The 25,424-nt window shown below is 61.2% G+C and carries 24 protein-coding genes and 1 pseudogene; 16 read left to right on the top strand and 9 right to left on the bottom strand.

Translation table 11 applies throughout. The features are described from left to right. Window positions 1-173: 173 nt before the first annotated feature. Entirely contained in the window at window positions 174-1,559 is a 1,386-nt protein-coding gene (locus YWU_RS14885) for an MFS transporter (RefSeq protein WP_084141682.1), read from the bottom strand. An 11-nt stretch (window positions 1,560-1,570) separates the two neighbouring features. Between YWU_RS14885 and YWU_RS18895 the strand changes: the two are divergent. After that, window positions 1,571-1,615, top strand: a pseudogene (locus YWU_RS18895) (hypothetical protein); the annotation flags it as partial. Window positions 1,616-1,660: 45 nt separating this feature from the next. Continuing rightward, the gene (locus YWU_RS18545) at window positions 1,661-1,834 is read left to right on the top strand and encodes a hypothetical protein (RefSeq protein ID WP_240484042.1); all 174 of its coding nucleotides are present in this window, start codon (window positions 1,661-1,663) and stop codon (window positions 1,832-1,834) included. Here the strand turns inward: YWU_RS18545 and YWU_RS0103190 are convergent, their stop codons facing one another. Beyond that, window positions 1,835-2,863 carry a 6-phosphofructokinase gene (locus tag YWU_RS0103190; protein ID WP_027019331.1) on the bottom strand — a complete coding sequence of 343 codons (1,029 nt, stop codon included), beginning with the start codon at window positions 2,861-2,863 and terminating at the stop codon, window positions 1,835-1,837. It lies immediately after the preceding gene. 127 nt (window positions 2,864-2,990) lie between these two features. Continuing rightward, entirely contained in the window at window positions 2,991-4,031 is a 1,041-nt protein-coding gene (locus tag YWU_RS0103185) for an NAD(P)-dependent alcohol dehydrogenase (RefSeq protein ID WP_027019330.1), read from the bottom strand. A gap of 122 nt (window positions 4,032-4,153) precedes the next feature. On the opposite strand from YWU_RS0103185, the gene YWU_RS0103180 reads away from it, so the two are divergent. The 7 genes from YWU_RS0103180 (at window position 4,154) to YWU_RS0103150 (ending at window position 11,374) form a co-directional block, all read left to right on the top strand. After that, window positions 4,154-4,744 (top strand): TetR/AcrR family transcriptional regulator, encoded by a 591-nt coding sequence (locus YWU_RS0103180; RefSeq protein WP_027019329.1) that lies wholly within the window; start codon window positions 4,154-4,156, stop codon window positions 4,742-4,744. Between the two features lie 49 nt (window positions 4,745-4,793). Further along, on the top strand, window positions 4,794-5,516 hold the full coding sequence (locus YWU_RS0103175) for an ABC transporter ATP-binding protein (RefSeq protein WP_027019328.1): 723 nt from the start codon (window positions 4,794-4,796) through the stop codon (window positions 5,514-5,516). After that, a complete protein-coding gene (locus YWU_RS0103170; protein ID WP_205618285.1) occupies window positions 5,513-6,259 on the top strand; it encodes an ABC transporter permease in 747 nt (248 codons plus the stop codon). The genes YWU_RS0103175 and YWU_RS0103170 overlap by 4 nt, the downstream gene beginning before the upstream one ends. 79 nt (window positions 6,260-6,338) lie before the next feature. Continuing rightward, complete coding sequence (locus YWU_RS0103165) at window positions 6,339-7,151, top strand: transglutaminase-like domain-containing protein (RefSeq protein ID WP_027019326.1); 813 nt, start codon at window positions 6,339-6,341, stop codon at window positions 7,149-7,151. Between the two features lie 322 nt (window positions 7,152-7,473). Further along, window positions 7,474-9,174, top strand: a complete 1,701-nt coding sequence (gene ctaD / locus YWU_RS0103160) for an aa3-type cytochrome oxidase subunit I (protein ID WP_027019325.1) — start codon at window positions 7,474-7,476, stop codon at window positions 9,172-9,174. A 155-nt stretch (window positions 9,175-9,329) separates the two neighbouring features. Then, window positions 9,330-10,604, top strand: a complete 1,275-nt coding sequence (gene serB / locus YWU_RS14880) for a phosphoserine phosphatase SerB (protein ID WP_034646951.1) — start codon at window positions 9,330-9,332, stop codon at window positions 10,602-10,604. Next, window positions 10,604-11,374: a peptidyl-tRNA hydrolase gene (locus YWU_RS0103150; RefSeq protein ID WP_084141672.1), complete on the top strand. Its 771-nt coding sequence runs from the start codon at window positions 10,604-10,606 to the stop codon at window positions 11,372-11,374. Before serB ends, YWU_RS0103150 begins: the two co-directional genes overlap by 1 nt. An 82-nt stretch (window positions 11,375-11,456) precedes the next feature. Here the strand turns inward: YWU_RS0103150 and YWU_RS0103145 are convergent, their stop codons facing one another. The 6 genes from YWU_RS0103145 to YWU_RS0103120 all read right to left on the bottom strand — a co-directional run bounded on the left by YWU_RS0103145 (window position 11,457) and on the right by YWU_RS0103120 (window position 20,043). Continuing rightward, a complete protein-coding gene (locus YWU_RS0103145; protein WP_027019323.1) occupies window positions 11,457-13,022 on the bottom strand; it encodes an AMP-binding protein in 1,566 nt (521 codons plus the stop codon). A gap of 159 nt (window positions 13,023-13,181) precedes the next feature. Next, a complete protein-coding gene (locus YWU_RS14875; protein WP_205618284.1) occupies window positions 13,182-14,378 on the bottom strand; it encodes an MFS transporter in 1,197 nt (398 codons plus the stop codon). Window positions 14,379-14,470: 92 nt separating this feature from the next. After that, the gene (locus tag YWU_RS14870) at window positions 14,471-15,229 is read right to left on the bottom strand and encodes a GntR family transcriptional regulator (protein WP_084141669.1); all 759 of its coding nucleotides are present in this window, start codon (window positions 15,227-15,229) and stop codon (window positions 14,471-14,473) included. A gap of 196 nt (window positions 15,230-15,425) precedes the next feature. Then, complete coding sequence (locus YWU_RS0103130; RefSeq protein ID WP_156892695.1) at window positions 15,426-16,091, bottom strand: endonuclease domain-containing protein; 666 nt, start codon at window positions 16,089-16,091, stop codon at window positions 15,426-15,428. 642 nt (window positions 16,092-16,733) lie between these two features. Further along, a complete protein-coding gene (locus tag YWU_RS14865; RefSeq protein WP_084141667.1) occupies window positions 16,734-18,749 on the bottom strand; it encodes an ATP-dependent DNA helicase in 2,016 nt (671 codons plus the stop codon). Beyond that, the gene (locus YWU_RS0103120) at window positions 18,742-20,043 is read right to left on the bottom strand and encodes a nicotinate phosphoribosyltransferase (RefSeq protein WP_034646913.1); all 1,302 of its coding nucleotides are present in this window, start codon (window positions 20,041-20,043) and stop codon (window positions 18,742-18,744) included. Before YWU_RS0103120 ends, YWU_RS14865 begins: the two co-directional genes overlap by 8 nt. Window positions 20,044-20,119: 76 nt before the next feature. Here YWU_RS0103120 and clpS point away from each other — a divergent pair, with 76 nt between their 5' ends. The 7 genes from clpS to rph all read left to right on the top strand — a co-directional run bounded on the left by clpS (window position 20,120) and on the right by rph (window position 25,364). Continuing rightward, a complete protein-coding gene (gene clpS / locus YWU_RS0103115) occupies window positions 20,120-20,413 on the top strand; it encodes an ATP-dependent Clp protease adapter ClpS (RefSeq protein ID WP_027019320.1) in 294 nt (97 codons plus the stop codon). Window positions 20,414-20,468: 55 nt separating this feature from the next. Beyond that, on the top strand, window positions 20,469-21,023 hold the full coding sequence (locus YWU_RS0103110) for a DUF2017 domain-containing protein (RefSeq protein WP_027019319.1): 555 nt from the start codon (window positions 20,469-20,471) through the stop codon (window positions 21,021-21,023). Continuing rightward, window positions 21,020-22,099 (top strand): P1 family peptidase, encoded by a 1,080-nt coding sequence (locus tag YWU_RS0103105; protein ID WP_084141664.1) that lies wholly within the window; start codon window positions 21,020-21,022, stop codon window positions 22,097-22,099. The genes YWU_RS0103110 and YWU_RS0103105 overlap by 4 nt, the downstream gene beginning before the upstream one ends. 17 nt (window positions 22,100-22,116) lie before the next feature. Continuing rightward, a complete protein-coding gene (locus YWU_RS0103100) occupies window positions 22,117-22,770 on the top strand; it encodes a rhomboid family intramembrane serine protease (protein ID WP_027019317.1) in 654 nt (217 codons plus the stop codon). A gap of 24 nt (window positions 22,771-22,794) precedes the next feature. Further along, on the top strand, window positions 22,795-23,670 hold the full coding sequence (gene murI / locus YWU_RS0103095) for a glutamate racemase (protein WP_034646910.1): 876 nt from the start codon (window positions 22,795-22,797) through the stop codon (window positions 23,668-23,670). Window positions 23,671-23,731: 61 nt separating this feature from the next. Next, entirely contained in the window at window positions 23,732-24,502 is a 771-nt protein-coding gene (locus YWU_RS0103090) for an MBL fold metallo-hydrolase (RefSeq protein ID WP_027019315.1), read from the top strand. 82 nt (window positions 24,503-24,584) lie between these two features. Further along, window positions 24,585-25,364, top strand: a complete 780-nt coding sequence (gene rph, locus YWU_RS0103085) for a ribonuclease PH (protein ID WP_034646908.1) — start codon at window positions 24,585-24,587, stop codon at window positions 25,362-25,364. The last annotated feature ends 60 nt before the right edge of the window (window positions 25,365-25,424 follow it).

The raw sequence follows: 25,424 nt of genomic DNA, 5'->3' as shown, positions 1-25,424 counted from the left end.
GACGGGTCTGGGGGTGGCATTGAGTATTGCAGGATTCGGTGGTTCTTCGGCAGGGGGAGTGTCTGCTTGGCGTTGTCACCTGTAAGTGACAACGCGCTGCGAGGGGTACATATGTGTGATCGCGCTGCCCCACAGTGGGGACAGCGCGATTGCACGTGGATGTGCTTAGCCGATTAGGCCGGCACCGATTCCTGCTCCGCATCTGCGGGCTGAACCTTCTGTGTGTTCGGGATGAACGCGGTTGCTATCACGCCGAGCACCAGGAAGCCTGCTGCCAGGTAGGAACCAAGGGCAATGCCATGGGTCATTGCCTCGCGGGCAGCATCGGCGATGAACGCGGTCGACGGATCAGCGGATAGGCCACTGATGGCTGCGCCGGCACTGTTCGTGACCGAGTCACTGAGCTCCGCAGCATGATCGGTCAGGACACCCTGGTCCGTCAGGCGGTTCTGCAGGTTAGATCCGAGCGTGGAGAAGAAGACCGTGGTCAGAGCGGCGATACCGAGGGCGGAGCCGAGCTGGCGGAACATGCTTTGGATTCCGGAGCTTTGGCCGTCTTCGCCTTCGGGGATGTCGGCAAGCACGACGTTTGTCACCTGCGAGGTGGCAAACCCGACACCGACGCCGTAGAAGAACAGCACCAGGGCGATCTTCCACCAAGTGGACGCGGTGAACATTGCGACGGCCCCGAGGCCTGCCAAGCCAATGAACTCGAGCACCAGACCGAGCCGGACCAGTCCCAGCGGGGAGACCTTCGTCATCAGCGGGAAACTGATTCCGCTGGCGACGAAGCTACCGACTGCGATCGGGACCAGAGCAAGTCCAGCCTGAAGCGCGGTGTAATCCATGGTGAACACGAGCCACAGCGGAAGCACAGCGATGATGCCGTACTCACCAAGACCGATGATCATGGTCGCGATGTTGCCGTTGCGGAACGATCCGATAGAGAACAGCTTCATGTCCATGAACGGTTCGCGGGTGCTGTTCGGGCGGCTCATGACGAACTGACGCCACACGAACAGGGCAAGTAGAACAACCGACAGAATCAGGCCAACGAACACGGGGGAGAGGCCGGAGTTCCAGGTGAAGCCGAAGATGTGGAATGGGTTCTGCCTGGTGACCCAACCGTAAATGCGTCCCTCGATCAGACCGAAGGCCAGCAGGCCGAGTCCTGCGATGGACAGAACTGCGCTGAGCACGTCGATGCGACCGGGCTTGCCCGGAGTCGGCACCAGGAACAGGGCAGATAGTACGAGGATCACGACGGTGACCGGGATGTTAATGCCGAACGCCCAACGCCAGCTCCAGTTTTCCGACAGCCAGCCGCCGAGGACCGGTCCCAGTGCAGTAGCAGCACCGATGGTCGACCCCCAGACTGCGAATGCCTGGCCACGGGCCTTGCCGGTGAACATGCGGTTGAGCAGGGCGAGGGACGTCGGGAGAATCAGCGCTGCGGCGAAGCCCTGCAGGAAGCGGGCGAGAATTAGGATCTCGCCGCTGCCAGCAAGCCCTGCCATGAGGCTGGTGAGTCCGAATCCGATGACGCCGGTGATGAACAGAGCGGATCGGCTTGACCTCCGGCGCTACCTCGTCACTGCTGAATCGCTTAGAGAAAAGTGGCCATATTGAGCGGACGCGGATCCACGCTGATCGACGGATTGTGACACTGCAAGCAACACCTGGGGTGCGCGACATCGCGGACGCTTTCTTCCAGCCATTGGCCGAACACCTTGGGCAGATGATGGACGGCTACTTCGATGAGCTCCTGGGTCAGTTCGATGACTTCGTTACTGACCTGACAGTGTCCACTGAGAACTTTCTGCGAGAGGCGTAGTCAGCCCAGTAGTGCGGTCATCGAGTCGATGTCGCTTTGGGGGACGGTCTTGAGCCTGCCGACGGCTTCCTCAAAGGACGCCAATTCGATCTGCTCTCCACGAAGGACAACGACCGAGCCGACATTCCCATTCATCGCTGCTCGGGTGGCATTGACTGCATAGCGAGTGGCCAGGACGCGGTCGAATGCTGTCGGGGTCCCGCCGCGTTGGACGTATCCGAGTTCGGTGGACCGGACGTCAATGTCGAGCCGGGCGCCGATGATGTCGGCGATCTTCGCGCCAATACCCTCTAGTTTTCGGTGGCCGAAGCTGTCATATTCCGGCTCGCCCATATCGAAGGTTCCCTCCACGGGCTCGACACCTTCGGCGACGACGATGATCCCGTACGTCTCACCCATAGCGAATCTGCGCGACATACGTTTGCAGACTTCATCGATGTTGAAGGGGACCTCCGGGATGAGGATGTCATGGGCGCCGCCAGCCATGCCCGCCTGCATTGCCAACCAGCCAACGTGGCGCCCCATGACCTCGACGACCATCACTCGCTTATGTGATTCTGCGGTGGTGTGGAGCCGGTCCACCGCGTCCGTGGCTATAGCAACGGCGGAGTCGAAACCGAAGGTGAAGTCCGTCGAATCGACGTCATTGTCGATGGTCTTGGGCACTCCGATCACCGGGACACCATTGTCATGCAGCCACTTTGCGCCTTTGAGCGTTCCCTCGCCACCGATAGCGATGAGCACGTCGACCTTGGCAGCGGCGAGATTGTCTTTGATTACATCGAGACACCTGGTGAAGTCTGCAGTCTTCATCCGTCCTGTCCCGAGTACGGTTCCGCCGCGGAGGAGGAGACGGTCGATATCGGGGCCGTCGTGAAGCGAAATCTTTTTGTCCTGCACCAGGCCCTTCCAGCCGTCCTGGTAGCCGGTAACGGTGGCGCCATGATCGGCGGATGCGCGGACGATGCCACGGATGACGGCGTTGAGCCCTTGGCAGTCGCCGCCGCTGGTTAGGATCGCGATATGCACAGTGTGGCTCCTCGTCTGGGTGTGAGAGCGGATCGTCGTCGGGGTTGACCCGGCTGCTCCAGCACCCAGGGTTCCAGCGTTATCCGGGATTGTCCACGGTGGCGCTGGCAACGAGGGGTTCGCGGATCTACAACGTGTGAGTATCGATAACTGCGCGGTAGCGAACCTCAGAGTTGAGCACGCGTTCCCAGGCCTCATTGATGCCGTCGGCGCCGACTAGTTCGGTCTCCGGGTGGATACCGTGCTCAGCGCAGAAGTCGAGCATCTCTTGGGTCTCGGGAATTCCGCCTGTCATGGAGCCGGCGAAGGAGCGACGGCGAGGAATCAGCGCGAATGCTGGCACCGCGAATGGCTCGTTTGGTGCGCCAACGTTGACGAGCGTGCCGTTGAGCGCCAGCAGGCCAAGGTACGTGGTGATCTTCATTCCTGCCGAGACGGTGTTGATGATCAGATCGAGACTGTCTGCCATCTCGGCCATCGCCTCGGTGTCATTGGTGTCGACGTAGTGGGTCGCGCCGAACCTCAGGGCATCGTCCTTTTTCTTGGTGCCACGGGAGAGGACAGTGACTTCTGCGCCCATAGCAGCCGCGATCTTCACTGCCATGTGGCCGAGGCCGCCCATGCCAATGACGCCAACCCGAGTGCCCGGCGCGACATTCCAATGCCGAAGCGGCGAGTAGGTGGTGATGCCCGCGCACAGCAGGGGAGCGGCCTTGGCGGGATCGAGGCCCTCGGGGATGGAAAGTACGAAGTCCTCGTTGGTGACCACGGCCTGGGAGTAGCCGCCCTGGGTGATGGTGCCGTCAACGTCGAGCCCGCAGTAGGTCTGCGTATTTCCCTTGAGGCAGTACTGGTCTTGGCCTTGCCGGCACGGTTCACATTCGCGGCAGGAATTCGACTGGCAGCCCACGCCGACGGTGTCGCCGATCTTGTGCTTGGTCACGTCGGTGCCAACTTCCACGACACGGCCGACGATTTCATGGCCAACCACTTGCGGATACTGGATCGGGCCCCAGTCTCCACGGACGGTGTGGATGTCCGAGTGGCAGATGCCGGCGTAGTCGATCGCGATGAGGACATCATGGGGCAGGAGATCGCGTCGTTCGATCTCCATCGGGACAAGTGGGCCGGTGGCGTCGGTGGCGCCGTATGCCTTGACGGTTCGCATGTGGTGTTGCTCCTTGTGTCTTAGGGCGGTCATCCGGTGGCGACATCTAATGAGTCGCGCACCTCCCTCAGAGTGAACACCAATGTGCGCCGGAGCGGGGAGCCCCTGGGTAGCCTCGGTCCATGACATCATCACGCGGACGTGGCCGGCCGAAGGGTACTTCTGACTCTCGGCAGAAAATTCTTGATGCCGCTGCGTTGGAGTTCGGTGCGCGCGGGTATGACGGTGCGACGGTCCGTTCTATTGCTCGTCGCGCCGGGGTTGATGCGGCCCTGGTCCACCATTATTTCGGGACGAAGGCAGAGCTCTTTGCCGAGGCTGCGGATGTTCCGCTGCGCCCGGACCTGATCGTGCCGAAGGTGTTGGCCGGGCCGCAGGAACAGGTAGGGGAGCGCCTCGTCCGGGAGGTGCTGGAGCTTGTGGATGATGAGGACGTTCGGCCGCGGGCGGTGGCTCTGCTGCGCACTGCCATTGGTGGAGAGCCCGGGGAATCGATGTTTGTCCAGTTCCTCAGGGATGAGGTGCTGCCGCAGGTGGCATCGCTGCTGGACGCGCCGGACGCCGAACTGAGGGCTGAGCTTGTCGCCTCGCAGATCATGGGATTGCTCGTGGCCCGCTATGTATTGCGGCTTCCGCCGCTCTCAGAGACGCTTATCGACGACCTCGTCCCCATCATCGGACCCACCATCCAGCGATACCTATTTGAGGAATGATTCCTTTGACCCTTGACATGGCTGAGCTGCGCGTTCTTTTATTCATCGTATGATGAATAAAGCGGTCAAGGCGTCCGGTCTGACAGTGACCTGCGGGAAGCGGGAAGTCCTGCATAACATCGCGCTGGAGGTCCCGAGTGGGACAGTGACAGGGCTGCTGGGGCCGTCGGGATGCGGGAAGAGCACATTGATGCGTGCGATCGTCGGTAGCCAGGCGAAGGTGACCGGGGACCTTCATGTTCTGGGGGAGCCGGCCGGATCGCGCGCTTTGCGGCATCGTGTTGGCTACGCGACGCAGGGCGCCTCTGTCTACGAGGACCTGTCGGTCCAGGAGAACCTCCGTTACTTCGCCGGAGTATTCGGGGCGCCGACATCGGATGTCGACCGGGTACTTAGAAGCGTCGGGTTGCAAGGTGTCGCCAATACCCGGGTTGAATCCCTCAGCGGTGGCCAGCGCAACAGAGTGTCGCTGGGCACAGCGCTGCTCGGACCGCCGGAATTGTTGGTTCTGGATGAGCCGACCGTCGGGCTCGACCCGGTGCTCCGTGAGGAGCTGTGGTCACTCTTCCGAACCTTGGCGGAGGGCGGCGTGACACTGCTGGTCAGCAGTCACGTGATGGATGAGGCGCTGCGGTGCGAGAGCCTCGTACTCATGCGGGAGGGGCGTGTGCTGATGCAGACCACCCCTGATGACCTGCTTACCCGCACCGGCACCACCGACCCCGAGAAGGCATTCCTGGCGGTCATCGAGAACTCGGAGGATCGGACATGAACACAGTGATGACTCCCCGCAGAACGCTCGCGACAGCCGGACGGGTGCTCAGGCAATTCAGCCACGATCCGAGGTCCGTCGCTCTGCTGCTGTTGGCTCCGAGCTTGTTTATCGGACTATTTGCGAGGCTGTTTAGCGGCAGCGAAGGAGTTTTCGATCGCATCGGCGGGCCGATTCTGGCGATTTTCTCCTTTATCTTGATGTTCCTCATCACCTCCGTGGCGACTCTTCGGGAGCGGCGCTCAGGGACCCTGGAGCGCCTGATGACATCTCCGCTGGGCAAAGGTGACTTCATTCTCGGGTACGCGCTTGTTCTCGGCCTTGTTGCTGTCATTCAAGGCGTGGTCACAGTAGGTTTTTCTGTCATCGTCTGCGATCTGCACGTGGAGGGCCCGCTGTGGTTGCTGGTGTGCGTCGGAGTCATCGACGGCATGCTCGGCACCGTCCTCGGGCTGCTGGCCAGTGCCTTTGCCCGGACCGAATTCCAGGCAGTGCAATTCATGCCGCTGATTGTTTTCCCGCAACTCATCCTCAGCGGGGTGTTCATGCCCAGGGACCAGATGCCGTCGGTACTGACGGCTATCTCTGATTGGTTGCCGTTGACCTACGCAGTGGAGGCAGTCAATGCGGTCACCGCAGGCGATACCGGGTGGGATGCGTGGCGCCCGATCCTTATCGTCTGCATTGTGCTGATTGTCGTGCTGGTGTTGGCGGCCGCGTCGCTGCGCCGACGAACCCCCTAATTCCTGTGCCGGTTAACAGCCGGTCAACATTCGTTTGCCGGCGCCGGATTCGCTCACATCTGCTCGTATCGTCGGCGCCATGAGCACACCTCCCCGCGTCGTCTCCGCCTTCATCGACGCCGACATCACCGGCACTTCCGAGATTGAATTGCAGATCGCAGTAGCGAAACTCCCAGGACTCGATCTGGATGAGACGCTGGAGATCTTCCTGGACGGCAACCCGGTGGACCCGGAGGAATTGTCCTCAAACGTGGGAGGGCGAATTCACCGACTATCTGCGACCGACTCCAAACTCACTGTCGCCTACCGAGCCGGTGTTAGCGGCCAGGCAGCTCCTCAACCGGCGTTGCCGCTGGACCGCTCGACATACTTGCGACCGAGCCGATACGCCGATAGCGACCGGATGTTCGGTTTCGTCGCCGGTCAATTCGCTCTGGATCAAACCCCGGCTGCGCTGGCGAGGGACATTGCGGGGTTCGTCTCCGAACGTCTCATCTACGAACCAGGCTCCAGCACCCCTACCGATGGAGCAGCGGACACTCTTCTCGGCGGCGCCGGAGTGTGCCGGGATTATTCTCATCTGACAGTAGCGCTGCTGAGGGCTGCGAACATCCCCGCGCGGCTTGTCGCCGTCTACGCGCCGGGCTGCGATCCGATGGATTTCCACGCGGTCACCGAGGTGCTTTACGACGGCCACTGGCACTGCCTCGACACCACCGCCCTTGCGCCACGCCAATCGTTATTACGCATCGCCACCGGCAGAGACGCCGCGGACACAGCATTCTTGGATAACCATGGCGGAATGCTGTCACTCAATGCAGCGACGGTAACTGCGGTGGTCGACGGAGATCTCCCGATTGATAACGGCGCTGAGGACATCGCTATCCGCTAGCGGTACTCCGGGCAGAGCCCTCCGTCCGGCGCAGCACCCCAATGGGGGTACGGCCGGCTTAGGCGGAAATGGGACTACAGTGACAGCTGAGGTCCATAGCCGCAGTTTAAGGGGATTCTAAGATAGTGGCGCTGATCGAACCGGTCATGCGCACCGCCTTAAGCGGACCCTGCCCTTAACATTTACACAGGCTGCGGCTACACTTGGCCGAGTATCTAGAGTCTGACTCGCAACCGCGTCGAGGGCTCAGCTAACATCTAGGCAGCAAAGACCTTTGACAACTCTTAACTCACCCAAGGTTGTCGCGTAGTCAGGAGGAAGAATGACTGCAGTAGCGCCACGACCCGGTCACGGGGTGACCGAGGCCGAGCGTCCTGCGCCTTTCGGGCACTCTCGTAAGGGCAACTGGGCCTGGGACATGCTGACCACCACGGATCACAAGAAGCTCGGCATCATGTACATCGTGATGAGCTTCACGTTCTTCTTTATTGGTGGCCTCATGGCCCTGCTCATCCGCGCGGAGCTGTTCCAGCCGGGACTTCAGTTCCTGTCCAACGAACAGTTCAACCAGCTGTTTACCATGCACGGCACTGTGATGCTGCTGCTGTTCGGTACCCCGATCGTCTGGGGTTTCGCTAACTACATTCTGCCGCTGCAGATTGGCGCTCCTGACGTGGCATTCCCGCGTCTGAACGCCTTCGGCTTCTGGCTGACCACGATCGGCGGCATCATTATGCTGTCGGGCTTCCTGACCCCGGGCGGTGCAGCCGACTTCGGTTGGACCATGTACTCCCCGCTGTCGGATTCCATCCACTCCCCGGGTATTGGTTCTGACCTGTGGATCGTCGGTGTCGGTGTCGGTGGTGTCGGTACCATCGCTTCCGCCGTCAACATGACGACGACCGTGCTGTGCCTGCGTGCACCGGGTATGACCATGTTCCGTATGCCGATCTTCACCTGGAACATCCTGGTGACCTCGGTTCTGTCGCTGCTGATCTTCCCGATCCTCACCGCTGCGGCACTGGGCATCCTTTACGACCGCAAGCTTGGCGGCAATATCTACGACCCGGCCAACGGTGGCGCCCTGCTGTGGCAGCACCTGTTCTGGTTCTTCGGTCACCCTGAGGTGTACGTCCTGCTGTTGCCGTTCGTCGGCATCATCACAGAGGTCGTTCCGGTATTCTCCCGTAAGCCGCTGTTCGGTTACTCGGGTATGATCTTCGCGACCCTGTCGATTGCTGGCCTGTCCTTGGCTGTCTGGGCGCACCACATGTTCGCCACCGGCGCTGTCCTCCTGCCGTTCTTCTCCTTCATGACGTTCCTGATCTCGGTTCCGACCGGTGTTAAGTTCTTCAACTGGCTGGGAACCATGTGGAAGGGCCGCATCACCTTCGAGACTCCGATGGTGTTCGCACTCGGCTTCATCGTGACCTTCCTCTTCGGTGGTCTGACCGGCATCATGCTGGCCTCCCCGCCGCTGGACTTCCACGTCCACGATTCTTACTTCGTGGTCGCCCACTTCCACTACGTCCTCTTCGGAACCCTGGTGTTCGCGTCCTACGCGGGTGTTTACTTCTGGTTCCCGAAGATGACCGGTCGCATGCTGGACGAGAAGCTCGGAAAGGTTCACTTCTGGACCACCTTCATCGGCTTCCACATGACCTTCCTGGTTCAGCACTGGCTGGGCAACGAGGGCATGCCGCGTCGTTACGCTGACTACCTGGAGACAGACGGCTTTACAGGCCTAAATATGATCTCCACAGTGGGTGCGTTCATCCTTGGTGTATCCGTGCTGCCGTTCCTGTGGAACGTCTTCAAGTCCCTCCGCTACGGCGAGGTCGTCACTGTCGATGACCCGTGGGGCTACGGAAACTCCCTCGAGTGGGCCACCTCCTGCCCGCCGCCGCGCCACAACTTCACCTCGATGCCGCGAATCCGCTCCGAGCGCCCGGCGTTCGAGCTGCACTACCCGCACATGGTGAAGCGCATGCGCGAAGAGCACCACGTCGGACCGCAGATCTAACTCTTCGGTCCAATGGCCGGCACCCTCACCGGTGCCGCCTCTGACTACGCACAGAAGCCCTCTCTGGCCCACCTGGCCGGGGAGGGCTTCTGCATGTCCGATAGGTGGCCCCCGAATGGCCCGAACAGGTTTCTTCATGGGATACTTTCCAGGTGCTGAATCAGGATGATGTGAATAGCGACCAGACAGTCTCCATCGCGCTGCCGGAAGGCTACGTCGAAGCGGTCATTACTACCGCCGGACCCGACCATCCCGGTGTCTCGGCCCAGTTCTTTAGAGTGCTGAGCGATCACGGAGCGCAGCTCCTAGACGTGGAGCAGCGGGTCTTCCGCGGGCAGCTTTCCCTCGAAGCATTTGTTGGAGTTCCAGAGGACAAGTTGGCCGACTGCGAGGTCGAGCTGCGTAAGTCCATGGATTTCCAAGGGATGTCTGTGTGGGTTCTCACCGAAGGAATCGCTAGCGCGCATCCTCGCTCCACCCACGCCATGGTTGTGCTTGGTAACCCGCTCGAGGCGTTGGATATCTCTCGCATCGGCGAGACGCTGGCAAACTACGGCGCGAACATCGACACCATCCGCGGCATCGCGGACTATCCGGTGACAGGACTGGAATTGAAGCTCACCATCGCGAACCCTGCTCCCGGTGAAGGCATCCCGCTTCGTAAGGCGCTGGCGGAGTTGGTGCTGGAGCAGAACGTCGATGTCGCCATCGAGCGCGACGGCCTGCAGCGCCGTTCGAAGCGTCTGATTTGCTTCGATGTTGACTCGACGCTGATCACTGGTGAAGTCATTGAGATGCTCGCTGCCCATGCTGGCCGTGAGGCAGAAGTCGCTGAGGTTACCGAGCGGGCCATGCGTGGTGAACTTGATTTCTCCCAGTCATTGCATGAGCGAGTAAAGGCCCTCGAAGGTCTGCCTGAATCTGTTCTCACCGAGGTCGGGAATTCCATCCAGCTGACGCCGGGAGCTCGCACGACCATTCGTACGCTCAAGCGTTTGGGCTACAAGATCGGTGCAGTCTCCGGTGGCTTCATTCAGATCCTGGAAGGCCTCGCCGACGAACTGGACTTGGACTTCTACCGCGCAAACACACTGGAGATTAAGGACGGCAAGCTCACCGGTCGTGTCATTGGCGACATCATCGATCGAGAAGAGAAAGCACGCAGCCTGAAGCACTTCGCCCGTGAGTACGGTCTGGACATGCATCAGACTGTTGCTGTCGGTGACGGCGCCAACGACATTGACATGCTCTCAGTGGCTGGCCTCGGTATCGCATTCAACGCCAAGCCTGCACTGAAGGAAATGGCAGATACCTCCGTGAACTACCCGTTCCTCGACGAAGTGTTGTTCTTCCTCGGCATCTCCCGCAACGAGATCGAATCCGCAGACCTGGAGGACGGCACGTTCCGCCGCGTACCGCTGGAACCGTGATGGAAAAGCATTTGCTTCCCGACGTCCCCCTCACCCCAACCCACACCATCCCCGACACCTTCCGGGTGGCTCATCGGCGTCTATCCGCACTGGACTCGCGCTCTGGTCACGAGGATCCGGCAGACCCGGGAAGCGTCCAGGCAATGCAGATAGCATTGCTGATTCCGAAAAACCCACGGCCGCCTCGCACGCCGCTACTGGAAGCCGCCGCTCAGTCGGTCGTGGCATGTTGCCTGGACCCGCGAGCAGGGGAGGACACAGAGTTCTCTCGAGCACTGGGCAATTGGTACGACCATCGGATCCGTAAAGTCGCTCGACGGGCCCGTGGTGTCCAGTGGGAACGCGCACAGACGCTACCGGGTGTCACCGCGACCGTCGGTGAGTGCTCGGCTCGTGCGTACCCGCCTGGAGCTGTCTCTGAAGTTCCCCAGGAGCTGAAGAAACTCCAGATCGGTGGCACCGAACTAGAGCGTGATGAGCCCGGTCCACCGCCAGCGGATATCCCGGTGATCTGGATCGATAGTGGATTAGAGATGACCGTCGGTAAGGCTGCCGCACAGGTGGGCCACGCCTCGATGCTCCTGGCGAAGGAACTGTCGGTAGAAAAGGCTTGGACATGGGCAGAGACCGGCTACGCACTGGCTGTGCGAGAGGTGTCTACCGCCGAATTCACCGCAATCATGAGCCGCGCAGTAGTCAGCGTCCGCGATGCTGGCTTCACGGAAGTCCGGCCCGGATCGGTTACCGTGTGCGCCACGATGCCAAACTAATTCCGGTCCACCAGACACCACACCCCGCCGTCCCGAATGGGGAGGGCGGGGTGTGGTTTAGGACGTCGGAAAGCGACGTCTTTTACTTCTGACGAAGCAAGCGACGGAGGATCTTTCCGGTCGCAGACTTCGGAATCTCATCGATGAACTCGACCATACGGATCTGCTTGTACGGAGCGACACGGTCCGAGATGTAGTCCATGACATCCTGCTCAGCGAGCTCGGTGTTCGGGTTCGTCACGACGAACGCCTTCGGGATCTCCTCACCATCGTGCTCACGGATAACACCGACAGCAGCGGCGTCCGCAATACCCGGGTGCTGCAGCAGCAGGTCCTCGAGCTCCGCCGGCGGGACCTGGTAGCCCTTGTATTTGATGAGCTCCTTGAGCCGGTCAACGATGTAGACATTGCCATCAGCATCGAGCTCAGCCATGTCACCGGTGCGCAGCCAACCGTCGACGAGAGTCTCCGAGGTAGCTTCCTCGTTGTTCAAGTAGCCCTTCATGACCTGCGGGCCCTTGACCCACAGTTCGCCGGACTCAGACTGGCCCTCGGACGGGGTGGGGATCTCCGGAAGAGAATCATCGGCGACGTCCACGATCTTGTACTCCGTGTTCGGCACAGCCTGACCGATGGAGTTCAGCGGAGCGTTGATGCCGAGGCGGATGTGGGTAACCGGGGAGGATTCGGTCATGCCGAAGCCCTGTCCGACGGTGCAGCCGATACGCTGCTCGACCTGGGACGCCAGCTCCAGCTGCAGCGACGCTGCGCCGGAGATGATCGTCTGCAGGGAAGAGAGGTCGAACTTGTCGATCACCGGGTGCTTCGCCAGCGCGACCGCGATCGGCGGGGCGATGAATGCGAAGTTGATCTTCGCCTCCTGGATCACCGAGAGGAACTCCGGCAGACCGAACTTGCCGAAGGTGTACTGCGTCGCACGCTGGTACAGGCAATGGTTGAGCTGCGTGTTCATTCCGTAGATGTGGAAGTACGGCAGGATCGTGATGACGCGAGTGTCGCGGTCCATGTTCGGACCCAGGGCAGCCGCGGTCTGCAGAATGTTCGAGACTAGGTTGTGGTGCGTCAGCTGGACGCCCTTCGGCTTGCCGGTCGTACCGGAGCTAAACGGAATCACGGCGACGGAGTACGGGTCGATCTCCACGTCCGGAGCGGCGTGCCCTTCAGCGATGAGAGTTGCGATGCCCTCGATGCCCGTCAGTCCAATGACATCATCCTCAGCCAGCCCAGCTCGACCTGCGCCCACAGCGCCGCCCCAGCCGATGGACGAGGTGGTCAGCAGCTTGGAAGCACCGGAGGCCTTCAGCTGGTTGGCAATGTCATCGGCCGTGGAGAGCGTTGCCACCGTGGTGACGGTCGCGCCCGCACGGAGGATTCCGTGGAAGGCGACGGCGAAAGTGGTGGAGTTCGGGCAATGAAGCGCGACTACGTCACCGGGGGTGACCCCGCGGGCCACCAGTGCACCGGCGAAGAGTTCGACCTTCTCCTTCAACTCCCCGAAGGTGATGTGCGAACCAGAGTCGACGATTGCGTTCCGCCCTGCATCCTCCTCGGAGAGATCGGAGAACAGAAGGTCGAAAATGGAGCACTCGGGGATCTCGATGTTCTGGAACTTGCTCTTCAGCGGCATGGGGCCTCCATGTTTATGGGCGGTCACTATCTGTGAATCTTTTGCCATCGTAGTGACCTAACCCACTACAGCGCGGGGTTTTTGACGGATGGGGGAGGCTCAACTTTGAATAATTCAAGGACTTCCTGGAACAAAGGATTTAGGCGGCAGAGGGGACGGTCATGCCCGCCCTCTTTGAGTCCGCATCGCTCGGTGGGACAGCACCAAACACAGGGCACAGATACCGGTGACGACGCTGAGGCTCACGGGATAAGGGGCTACCGGCAGCAGCGCGGCGAGAACTGTCGGCAGAAGGAAGCCGGTGTATGCCACGGCGTAGTACGCGCCCGTTAATGCTGAAAGGTTGTCGGGAGTCGCGATCCTCTGCACCTGGCCCAACCCACAAATCACGGACAATCCAAATGCGGAGCCGAGGAGCATCGCCACAAATACGCCCAACCAGGGGTTTTTCCACCAGGTCGCCACTGCCGCTAGCGCCATGCCAACGGTCATAACCAGTAAGCTGAGTTGCAGTCCGCGTCCTCCGCAGGCCCTGTCGATCCGCATCGCGACGCCCTGTATGACCGCACCAGTACCCAGAGTCAGGACCGTGAGCACAGTGGCGTAGATCGTGGTGGAGTCCCCGAGTTCATTCTCCTCACTGGATGGAATGACCGCGTAGGCGACTCCGGCCGCAGCAAACGCCCACGGAGCAGCTGGAAGAAGTACCCGGGTAAACCTTTTGTCCAGCGCGGAAGGAACATGAAAGGCCTTCCACAGTGAATTGGACTCCTTGACTCTGCCGCGAGTTTCTGGAGCGGCTAGAGCCGCCGGAATGCATAGGGCGGTGATCGTGATGAGTACGAAATACGGGACCAGATGGGGGAACTGGATGTACTGGGCGCAAATACCTGAAACTGCGGCGCCAATGGCGAAACCCAACGTCAGCGTCAGTGACGGCCTGCGGGCCCCTTCTGCGACGCCAGCTTTCATGTCGAAAGGAGGGCACGACAATTCCTTGACCCACGTAGTCCCCACGGACATCGCGACTCCAACTCCGACGCCAGCGATGACACGTCCGATACACATCAGGGTGAACGATTCGAGACTTAGGGCGAGAATGAGGTTGCCCACGATCGTGGTGAGTAACCCGCCGATGAACGCGATCTTCCTGCCATGTCGGTCAGACAGGTTCGCCGCCATCATCAGACCCGGAACTAGGCCGAACACGTACATGCCCAGCAGTAGATTCACCTGCCAACGGGCGTAGTCGCCGAGCTCTTGGTACATGTGCAGAAGTGGCGTGAAGTGATTGCCTCCCCACGCCATCATGAAGGTGCCGGGTACGACGAGTGCCCAGTAAGGGAATCGCTTCACAGTGTCGCTGGCTGGACTTTTCTGTTCTGCTCCCGGCGTCATTTTCCGTGAAGTGCGGTTGGCTCTCGTGCCTTGTTTCTTGGACTTGAAAGTCATTGTCTCGGTGAGGTCCTGCTCTTCTCTGCTCTGGTGAATTGTGTGTCGTGGCTGGCAGTGATGTGATGGCGCAGCTGCTTGGCGAAGGATTCCGGGCTGCCATTGGACAACTGAACCAACAGGCTCTCGTGTTCTTCGATCACGCTGAAGTGCTTCTCTGGCTGGTTCGACATCACTTCATGGGTGAGTCTGGCCAACTGGGGTGCGAGGTTGAGGAAAATGTCATCGACAACTCGGTTGCCCATAGCGTGAATGATGTGCGAGTGGAAACGGTGGTCCGCTTCGGCGAAAGCAAGGGGATCGCCATTGTCCGCGGCTGATCGCTGGTTATCGAGTTCGATGCGGAGCTTCTGAAGAAGTTCGGCGGTGAGGTTCGCGTCGCCGTTCACAACTTCGCGGAACGCCGATTCTTCAAGCATCACTCTGACTTGCAGTAGTTCACTCTTCTCCTTAGGCGTCGGGGCAGTGACCACGGCACCCTTTTTTGGAGCGAGTCGAACGAGGCCCCACCTCTGCAGCTGGAGCATAGCTTCGCGCACAGGTGTCCGGCTCGCTCCTTCGGCCTCAGCAATGACCTTTTCCGTGAGGATCGTGCCGGGTGGGTGCTCACCCTCGACAATCCGACGGGCGGTAGTTGCGGCGATGACTACAGCGATGGGAGTGGTTGCCGATTCCGTTTGTTCCGCTGCCCACGGCAGGCTCGTTGGAGAATCCGGGTGGTTTGCAGGTGCTGCTGACCGCGTAATCGAGTTCATGTGATCGGACGCTACGCTCTTGCATGCATTAATGCATGCATCAGGGGTTGGTTATGACGGTTCCGGCGAGACATAAAGAGTGCGCCACCCCTGGTCGTAGACCAGAGCGCCTCTTTACCTGGGGAAATTCGGTTCAGGCTCTGCGTAGCGGGGGTTTAACTCCCACGAACCGAGGTATCGATAGGGGGTTGTGGCCTCATGGCATGTTCGTCCAGCGGATTTCTTCTTTCCCATACTCGGACATCGTTCGGATCTTTTCGGCGAGACGCCGGGTCCCACGGATCGTTCGGCTGGTCGAGTTCGGTGCATTAACCGCATTCATGATCAATTGCTTCGCCTCTCCGCTTTGCAGCTGCTTCCAGGAGATTCGGATCACTTGGTACCCGAGATTCGTTATGGCGTTGTGGCGCCTTCGTTCTCGGTTGAGTTGCTCAAACGGATCGCCGAATGTGCCGTTGTACTTACCTTCGCCGTCGACCTCAATGACGATGTTGTAGGCGATGAGCATGAAATCGACCCGAGCAATGAAGTTGCCATGGTCATCACCGATGATGACCTGCTGCTTATGGTCGATGAATCCAAGTTCGAACAGAACGAGACGCATGAGTGATTCCGCCGGGCTGTCTGAACGCGAATCGGCGAGATTAACCAGTTGGTTGATGGTTGCAGCAGCCCGACCTCGATGCATCTTCGCGACGCAGTCGAGTATGGCCTGCTTTATGTTGCCCGTCGGTGACAGATTCCGCAGAGCTCCTTCGAGGGCAACCAGCGCTGTTCCGTAGTCAGCGTTCGGCCCGGTGATCGCTCTTCCTGCGATTGCGGCGGCGGTCCATGGCAGCGATGTCGTCGCGAATCCATCCACGACCACCACCTCTCCACCCGGTACCGTCCTCCGGCGAAGGTCCACTCGGACCAACGGATCATGGGTTGGAGTGGATTAGGAACGTTTGCTGTTCGCAGATCCGAGGACAATTCGGCGTGGGGTGCGGATTAGGGGAATGCCATGAAGTGACGCCGCTGCATCGAGAGTGAGAAACCTCGTCGGATACTTCAGAGAAGCTGCGATGCAGAGATAACGGAACCGTTCCCATGGCTTCGCGCCGGACCACAACCTGGTCCGAATGAAGCAACCGGGCAGGAGTCGAATTGCTTGACCATTGTTGACCTTGTTGGCCCATCGTGCACGACCCTTGCCATCTGCGGAAGCAATCTTTATGACCCCGGACTTGTGCAGCCCGGCAATGCCGTCGTGGTGTGATGTGGTCGTCGTTGGATGGACCTGATTATTGGAGTTCCCCTTCACACCTAGTTAGACGCATCGAATTAGCCCTTCGGTTCCCAGAGGGCCGTGCGGGCACTCACTGAATACCCCCGTATGTAGCCGAAGGGAATCGGCTACCTGGGAAAACGAGGTTTGAGACCTACGAACGGAGGGGGCTGGGTGGGACGGAAGACCGGAGGGCGAGGGCAAGGTGCGTTGATCCGTGGAGGGCCGGACAGTGCGTCAGCGTTTGTGGCGCGCTTGGACCAACCGCTCCAGGGCCCCGAGGGCCACCTTCTTGTTCGTGGTTCGCCAGAACGGAGGCATCGACGCGGCCAGCCAGGGTCCATAGCGGGCAGTCGATAGCCGGGGATCAAGCACCGCCACGACACCACGATCTCCGACGGAGCGAAGAAGCCGCCCGGCTCCCTGCGCCAGCAGCAAAGCAGCGTGGGTGGCGGAGACTTCCATGAATCCGCTGCGGCCGGCGGCATCGGCGGCGTCGGCGCGTGCAGATAAAAGCGGGTCATCCGGCCGCGGGAACGGGATTCGGTCGATGAGGACCAGGGACAACGATGGTCCCGGCACATCGACGCCCTGCCAGAGTGTCAAAGTTCCAAAGAGACACGTGTTCTCACTGGCGGCGAACTTATCGACGAGGTTGCCGGTGGAGTCTTCGCCTTGGCAAAGGACGTCGAACGGCAGGCGCTTGCGCATCTCCTCGGCAGCCATTTCGGCACCTCGGCGGGAACTAAATAGGCCTAGGGTACGGCCGCCGGCGGCGCGGATGAGAGCCTCGATTTCGTCGTAGACAGCCGGGTCAGCACCGGTGCGCCCTGGCTTAGGCAGATGCCGCGCGGTGTAGAGGATCCCGGATTTTCCTGGTTCAAATGGGGTACCCACGTCCATTGAATCCCACGAATTCTTAGGCAGCCCCCAAGAGGCAGCCATCGCCCCAAAGTTGCCGCCAAGTGCCAGCGTCGCCGAAGCCAACACAACAGTCGACTCACTGAATAGTCGATTGCGAAGCATCTCGGCCACCGACAGTGGAGCCACGGAGATGACCCGGTTGTCCGTCATCCACACCACGTCCGGGCCGGTGCCATTCTTCTTTGAGTCGTCGCCGCCGACCTGGGCGAGAATTCGCACCACAGTGTCATGGAGATTCTCGAAGGTCACTCGCACGGCTTGGCGCTCGGAAGCATCACCTTGCTGGGAGGTTTGCAGTGCCGTCTGGGCGTTCCACAGTGCCTGGCGAACAGCTACAAGTGCGTCTCCGACCCGGTCGGGCAGGTGGATCCAACGGCCGATGTGGTCGTCGGGAAGCGATCCAAGGGTTTCCCGAAGCAGGTCCATCGCCTCTTCGACATCGGCGATCTGCTCGTCCGCACCGAGTTTGCGGGCACGGCGCACCGCCACGGTGACAGCGGCGGGGGAGATGTCCTCGGTGCTCATGGAAGTGATGCGGCCCTCGAGCTCATGGGCCTCGTCGATAACCACGCAGTCGTGTTCAGGCAGGACAGTGCTGTCACTCATGGCGTCAATGGCGAGCATCGCGTGATTGGTGACAACCACGTCTACCTCGGACGCCTCCATCTTCGCGACCTCTGCGAAGCAGGTATCGCCGAACGGGCAACGAGTCGCGCCGACACATTCGCGGGAGGTCACCGACACCTGCCGCCAGGCCTGGTCGAGCACACCCTTCTCCAAGGAGTCGCGGTCGCCGGTCTCGGTCTCCTGCGCCCATTCGCGCAGCCGCATCACGTGCTTGGCGGTGAGGCTCAGTTGGGCCTCATCGATGATCTCCTCTTGCCCATCATCCTCAGGAGTTTCTCCGAGTTTGCGCTGGCAGAGGTAGTTGTTGCGGCCTTTGAGGATCGCGAAAGTCGGCTTGCGCTTCAGGTGCGGCGTTAAAGCCTCGGTAAGTCTGGGCAGGTCTCGGTCCACCAACTGGCGCTGCAGCGCGATGGTCGCCGTGGAAACGATCACTGTCGAGTCCGTTGACATCGCCCGGTCGATCGCTGGCACCAGGTATGCCAGCGATTTGCCGGTACCAGTGCCGGCTTGGACAGCCAGGTGCCGTTCGTTCGCGAAGGCTCCGTGCACGGCGCGGGTCATCCGGACCTGGCCGTCACGGCGCGAACCGCCAAGAGCGCTTACCGCTTCAGAGAGCAGTTTCTCGACGTTCCCTGCTCCACCTCCCGCAGCCTCATCAGCCGGGGTGGACTCGGTTGTGCTGTCGGTCGTCGACTCAGACATTGTGGTAACGCACGTGCAGCACAGGCTCGTCGCGGGAGAGAGCAAGGCCCTCCCACGGCAGGGAAACCAGAGCTCTGGCGAGGTGCTCGCGGGACTCGCGCAGGGTCGGCTGGCCATCGACAATGTCACCGTCACGGACCATCGGAACGGTCAGTTCGGTGATCTCTAGGTGTCCGACATCGGGAATCGGAGTGCCAATCGGGAAGGCGATTTCCTCGACGGCGGTACCGGAGCGTCGGCAGGCGCGGACGGCTGACTTGGCGCCACCGTGGCTGCGCTTGTCGAGCGAGCGTTTCGCGACCGGGGTGCCGTCGACCTCCACAAGCTTGTAGACCAGTCCAGCGGTCGGGGCGCCGGAGCCGGTGACGACGGAGGTGCCGACTCCGTAGACGTCGACAGGCTCAGCGCGAAGAGCGGCGATGGCAAATTCGTCGAGATCAGAGGAGACCACGATCTGAGTGTTGTGAGCACCTAGGGAATCGAGCTGCTGGCGAACCTGTCGGGCCAGCACACCCAGGTCACCGGAGTCGATGCGGACGGCGCCGAGTTCGGGACCAGCAACCTCGATAGCGGTAGCAACGCCATTGGTGATGTCGTAGGTATCCACCAGAAGCGTCGTGCCGATGCCAAGGGACTCGACCTGCGCTCGGAACGCGGCGGCTTCGTTGTGGGTGCCATCCGGGTTGGTGTGCAGCAGAGTCCAGGCGTGGGCAGAAGTGCCCGAGGCCGGGATCCCGTACCGCATGGCAGCTTCTAAGTTGGAGGTCGCGTCGAAACCTGCGAGATAGGCTGCTCGTGCGGAGCTCACGGCTGCTTGTTCTTGGGTGCGCCTAGAGCCCATCTCGATTATCGGACGGCCATCGGCAGCGGTGACCATGCGGGTCGCGGCAGAGGCGATCGCGGAGTCAGCGTTGAGGATCGACAGGATGAGCGTCTCCAGGATGACGCACTCAGCGAACGAGCCGCGGACCGTCAGCAATGGAGAGGCGGGGAAGTAAATCTCACCCTCGCGGTAGCCATCGATGTCACCGGAGAACCGGTAGTCCCGAAGGAACTGAATGGTCTCGGCATCGAGGAAGTTAAGGGTTGCGAGCTGCTCCTCGGTGAACCGGAAACGCATGATCGCGTCCAGGACCCGGGCGGTTCCGGCGACGACGCCATACCGGCGTTCATTGGGAAGCCGACGGCCGAAAACTTCGAAGGCGCAGCGCCGGTGCGCGGTGCCGTCGCGCAGTGCGGCCTGGAGCATCGTCAGCTCGTACTTGTCGGTGAGAAGGGCAGTCGAATCGGTCACCCGACTGAGTCTATCCGGCACGGTCCGAGGTCGGGTTCATGCACGGCTGTCTGAGGATGCCGTTATCCTTGTTTGCATGACCACACCCGCCGCTTCGCCCATGGAAATCGCCGAGACAGATACGGCGACCGAAGCGGACAAGCCGTGGCTGTGCCTCGTCTGGGATGACCCGGTGAATCTGATGAGTTACGTCACCTACGTGTTCCAGATGCTCTTCGGGATGGGCCGGCAGCAGGCACACGACCTGATGCTCAAGGTGCACAACGACGGTAAGGCGGTAGTCACCTCTGGCGACCGCGACAAGGTTGAGTCGGATGTGAAGAAGCTCCACAAAGCTGGTCTGTGGGCGACGATGCAGCGCTCGGACTAGTCAGCGCCGCAGCCCGGACCACCCGATCCACAGAACTTAAGGACAGCGAGAAGACATGCAGCCGTGGAAACGCAAGCGGGGAATGTTCCGCGGAACGCCGAAGTACCACACCGTAATGGAGATGCAGGAGGTCCAGCTCCTTGGTGAACTAGCCGCCAGTGTCTCTGATGCCCTGATGGAACGAGTCCAGTCCGGACCCAAGGACGAGTTGGCGGAGTTGACCGGAATGCCTTCGGGACATTCGGAGCCGCCGGAAGATCCTCGCCTTGCGCGGTTGCTCCCGGACTTCGAGCAGGACAGCGATCAGCCGACTGACGGTGAAAATGCGATGCTGCGGATGCTCAATGAGTCGGAGATCACTGAGGCCAAGCTCGAGCAGCTTCGGGTTGTTCTCGATGCCCTGGCGGATTCGTCCGGCAATGGCGAGGTCGTCCTCACCGCTGAGCAAGCCCAGAGTTGGATCGCCGGTCTCAATGACCTCCGGCTCTACCTCCATGTGACCTTGGAGAACCTCGCAGGCCCGATGGAACAGTCCCAGCAAGTCGACGCGATGTACCAGTGGCTCGGTTACAACCAGGAGTCCCTCCTGGAGGAGTTGATGAGGGAATGACACGAACCTGGTCCACCCAGCCCTTCGGAGGCCAGTTGAGCGTCGGCGGTGACACGCTGTTTGATCCTGGCTCCTCCGGTGGGGTGTCGGTGGGCCAGGTGCAGGTGGGGGACACCGGTGCCACCCTGCTTCTGTGCGATCAGCCGACTACCGCGGCCGTTGATGTTCGCGGCGGTGGCCCCGGTACCCGGGAGACTGATCTGCTTGATCCGTGGAATACGATGGACAAGGTTCATGCGATCGCGCTGTGCGGTGGTTCAGCGTTCGGGCTCGCTGCGGCGGATGGTGTCATGCGCTCGCTTTCCGACGCCCACCTCGGTATCCAAGTATCCGACCTTCGACCTGAGATCCGCGTTCCCTTGGTTCCCGCTGCCGTCATCTTCGATCTTCTCGTCGGCGAGCCGGACCTGCCGGATTCTGGGACCGGACGTGCTGCGTATGACGCAGCCGTCGCCGCCCGAGAAGCCGGTGTACAGGCGGAGCCCCTCGCATCTGGATCCGTCGGAGCCGGTACCGCGGCAATGGCTGGCGCGATCAAGGGCGGCGTGGGTCGGGCCTCAGTGAAACTGCTCGAATCGGCCGGCGGCTATGAAGTCTCAGTGATCGTCGTGGCGAACCCAGCAGGAGCAGTGGTCGGCCCAGACGGTCGGCTCTACGGGGACCCTGATGCTGGCACGATCCAACCGGAGGCGCGCGAGAAACTTGATCGGTTTTTCGTGGGGATGATGAAGTTTCCGGTGGTGACGGAGACGTCGGGAAGCAAGAAATCTTTGAACACCACCATCGGCGCCGTGCTCACCGACGCTCCGCTGACCGCATCCCAGGCGAAACGCCTGGCCATGTCCGCACACGACGGACTGGCGATCGCCGTGCGGCCGGCTCACCTACCAATGGACGGGGACACATTCTTCGCACTCGCGACAGGCGAGGACGGCACCGTGGCCGACCCTGAACTGGCGATTCTCAGCGCAGCCACAGCAGACGCCACACGTTTCGCCATCGTCGACGCAGTAAGCTCGGCCACCGAAGTAGGAGGAGTGCCCGCCTGGCGGGACATCTCCGAGACAGACGGCTAACCCGAAGGGACACCGCCATGACGTACGTACCGCAGAGGAACAACCCGAAGAAACCCGCATTGCCGGAAAGCTCGGACGGGGGTTTCCGCTCTGCGATTACTGTCGCCATCGGATTCACCGTGGTGACGTGGCTGGTGTATTTCATTGACACGTATCTCACCGGTGGCATGCTGACCCAACTCGGAGGCGTGCGCCCGTGGGACACGTGGGGACTGTTGGGAATCTTCTTCGCCCCGTTCCTGCACGGTGACTTCGCGCACCTGACGGCAAATACCGTGCCGGCGGCGGTGCTCGGTGGTCTGATCGCGTTTACCTCGAAGAAGTTGTGGTTCCAGGTCACGGCAATCGTCATGATTGTCTCCGGCGTACTGACCTGGCTGCTCGGCGGACTGGGAACTAATCACATCGGCGCATCGGGCCTGGTCTACGGCTGGTTGGCGTTCCTCATTGCCCGCGGTATCTGGAACCGGTCCTTCCTGCAGCTGGCACTTGGCGTGGTTCTGGCAGTGTTCTACTCCGGTCTGCTGTGGGGCGTGTTCCCGACTCAGCAGGGCGTGAGCTGGCAGATGCACTTGTTCGGCGCGGTCGGCGGTGTGCTGGCGGCATCGATCCTGCGGACCGGTCGCGGACGGGTAGCGAAGCGGCCGAGAGTGGCCACCGGCGTGCGTTAGGGCGAGCCTGGTTAGTCTTTGGGCATGGATATTCTGCACACGGAGACGGGCGAGCACGGCGCAACCACAGCCGGCACCCCGGACCGGACCGCGCCGATCGGCATCTTCGATTCCGGTGTCGGCGGGCTAACGGTTGCCAGGGCGATCGCGGAGAAGCTGCCGCACGAATCGCTGCTCTACGTTGGTGACACCGAGAACGGCCCGTATGGGCCTCGCAAGCTCGCGGACGTGCGGACGTTTTCCACGGCGATTGGCGATGAGCTGGTTGAGCGTGGGTGCAAGATGATCGTCATTGCCTGCAATACCGCTTCTGCCGCGTTCCTGCGCGATGCTCGTGAGCGGTATCCCGTTCCTGTGGTTGAGGTGATTTTGCCGGCGGTGCGTCGGGCTGTGGCTACCACTCGCAATGGGAAGATTGGAGTTATCGGCACCTCCGCGACGATCCGCTCCCGCGCGTATCAGGACCTCTTCGAGGCGGTTCCCGGAGTTGAGGTTGTCGCTGCGGATTGCCCGAGGTTTGTGGACTTCGTTGAACGAGGAATCACCTCTGGACGGCAGATCCTTGGCTTGGCCGAGGGCTATTTGGCGCCATTGCAGGATGCGGGCGTGGACACCTTGGTGCTGGGCTGCACGCACTACCCACTGCTCTCCGGAGTCATTCAGCTGGCAATGGGGGAGTCAGTCACGCTGGTGTCCTCCGCAGAGGAGACGGCTAATGACGTGCTGCGGGTGCTGTATGAAAAAGACCTGCTTAACGACGTCCCCATCGACACCGACACACCCCCCACTCCTCCGACCCGTCTCTTTGAATCGACGGGCGATCCGGCGCCGTTTACCCGGCTGGCCACCCGTTTCTTAGGGCCCTCAGTGACCGAAGTCACTGCTGGTTTCGGAGAGTGATTTTGGTTTCCATAGACCCAGATCAAGGTAAACCAAGCCTGAGCGTGGCAAAGTGTTAGGCATGAAGATCACAGTTCTCGGATGCTCAGGGAGCGTGAGCGGTCCTGACTGTCCGGCGTCGGGCTATCTGGTGGACGGCCCCACGGGTCAGTTCGTCATGGACCTGGGTCCCGGTACTTTCGGCGAACTGCAGAAGTACACGAATCCGTCGACCGTGGACCTGCTGCTTACTCACTTGCATGCAGACCACTGCCTCGACATCCCCGCCCTGATGATCTGGCGTCGCTATCACCCGACCGGTGCCGCTCAGAGCCGCAACGTGCTGTGGGGCCCGGCAGACACCGCGCTGCGAGTGGGACACGCCTCTGCAGAGATCGGGGAGGGCATTGATGACCTCTCTGACTCTTTGGAACTGCGGAGTCTGGTTTCGCACGAATCATTCGATGTCGCTGGAGTGACCGTTACGCCCTTCCCGATGGTGCATCCGATCGAGGCGTACGGTTTCCGACTCGACGTCGGTGGCCGCTCTCTCGCCTACACCGGTGACACTGCCAAGACCGATGAGGTCATCGAGATGGCCCGTGGCGCGGATGTCCTCATCTGTGAGGCGACGTGGTGCGCGAAGGACAGCGACGACCCGACGATTCCGCCGCAGATGCACATGTCCGGCGCCGAAGCGGGCGAGGCTGCAAGCCGGGCAGGTGTCACTACATTGGTGCTCACTCACATCCCTCCTTATGGGGATCCTGAGGGCGCAGTGGAAGCAGCATCGCGGCATTACGACGGAGAGATCATCGTTGCCGAGCGTGGCATGGTCATCGATCTGCCCTAGTCTGCTTTAGCACAGAGGGGTACCTCAGCTGGTCCTGCGGTACCGCCTTGAGACGGCGCTCACGCCATGTACCGTTTGACGCATGACTGATGTGAACGACAAATCCGGTACGAGCGTGCGCAAGGACGGTCGCGCCTTCGATGAAATGCGCCCCGTCACCATCACCCGTGGCTTCACCAGTAACCCGGCCGGTTCGGTGCTGGTCACCTTCGGCAACACCCGTGTGATGTGCACCGCCTCGGTGGAACAGCGTGTTCCGCGCTTCAAAAAGGACTCCGGCGAGGGCTGGCTGACTGCCGAGTACTCCATGCTCCCGGCGTCGACTCACGAGCGCATGCAGCGTGAGGCCACCAAGGGCAAGGTCAAGGGTCGTACCCAGGAGATCTCCCGCCTCGTCGGCCGCGCACTGCGTGCCGCCGTGGATCTGCGGGCCCTCGGTGAGAACACCATAAACATCGACTGCGATGTCTTGCAGGCCGACGGTGGCACTCGCACCGCGGCGATCACCGGGGCTTACGTCGCGCTTGCCGACGCACTGACCTACCTCAAGGCCGCCGGCGCCGTTCCGGGCGACCCGCTGCAGTCCCCGGTCGCAGCTGTCTCTGTCGGAATCATCGACGGCGAAGTCCGCCTGGACCTGCCCTACGAAGAAGACTCCCGCGCAGACGTTGACCTCAATGTCGTCATGAATGCACAGGGCGGCCTCGTTGAGGTTCAGGGCACCGGTGAGCAGGACACCTTCTCCCGCGATCAGCTCAACGCCATGCTCGATGTGGCAGAAAAGGGCTTGAAGGAGCTCGTTACTGCGCAGCAGGAAGCTCTCCGCGCCCCGTACCCGGGTGACCTGCCTCACGCAAAGTAGGCCCTGTTCTCGTTACCATTGACTAACGACGTTCGGTCCGGGGCCTCAGGCGCCGGGTCA

Origin of the sequence: Corynebacterium sputi DSM 45148 (assembly GCF_000427865.1) — a bacterium.
GTDB lineage: Bacteria > Actinomycetota > Actinomycetes > Mycobacteriales > Mycobacteriaceae > Corynebacterium > Corynebacterium sputi.
The sequence above is the reverse complement of the archived record's forward strand: the minus strand, read 5'-3'. Positions and strand labels throughout refer to the sequence as shown.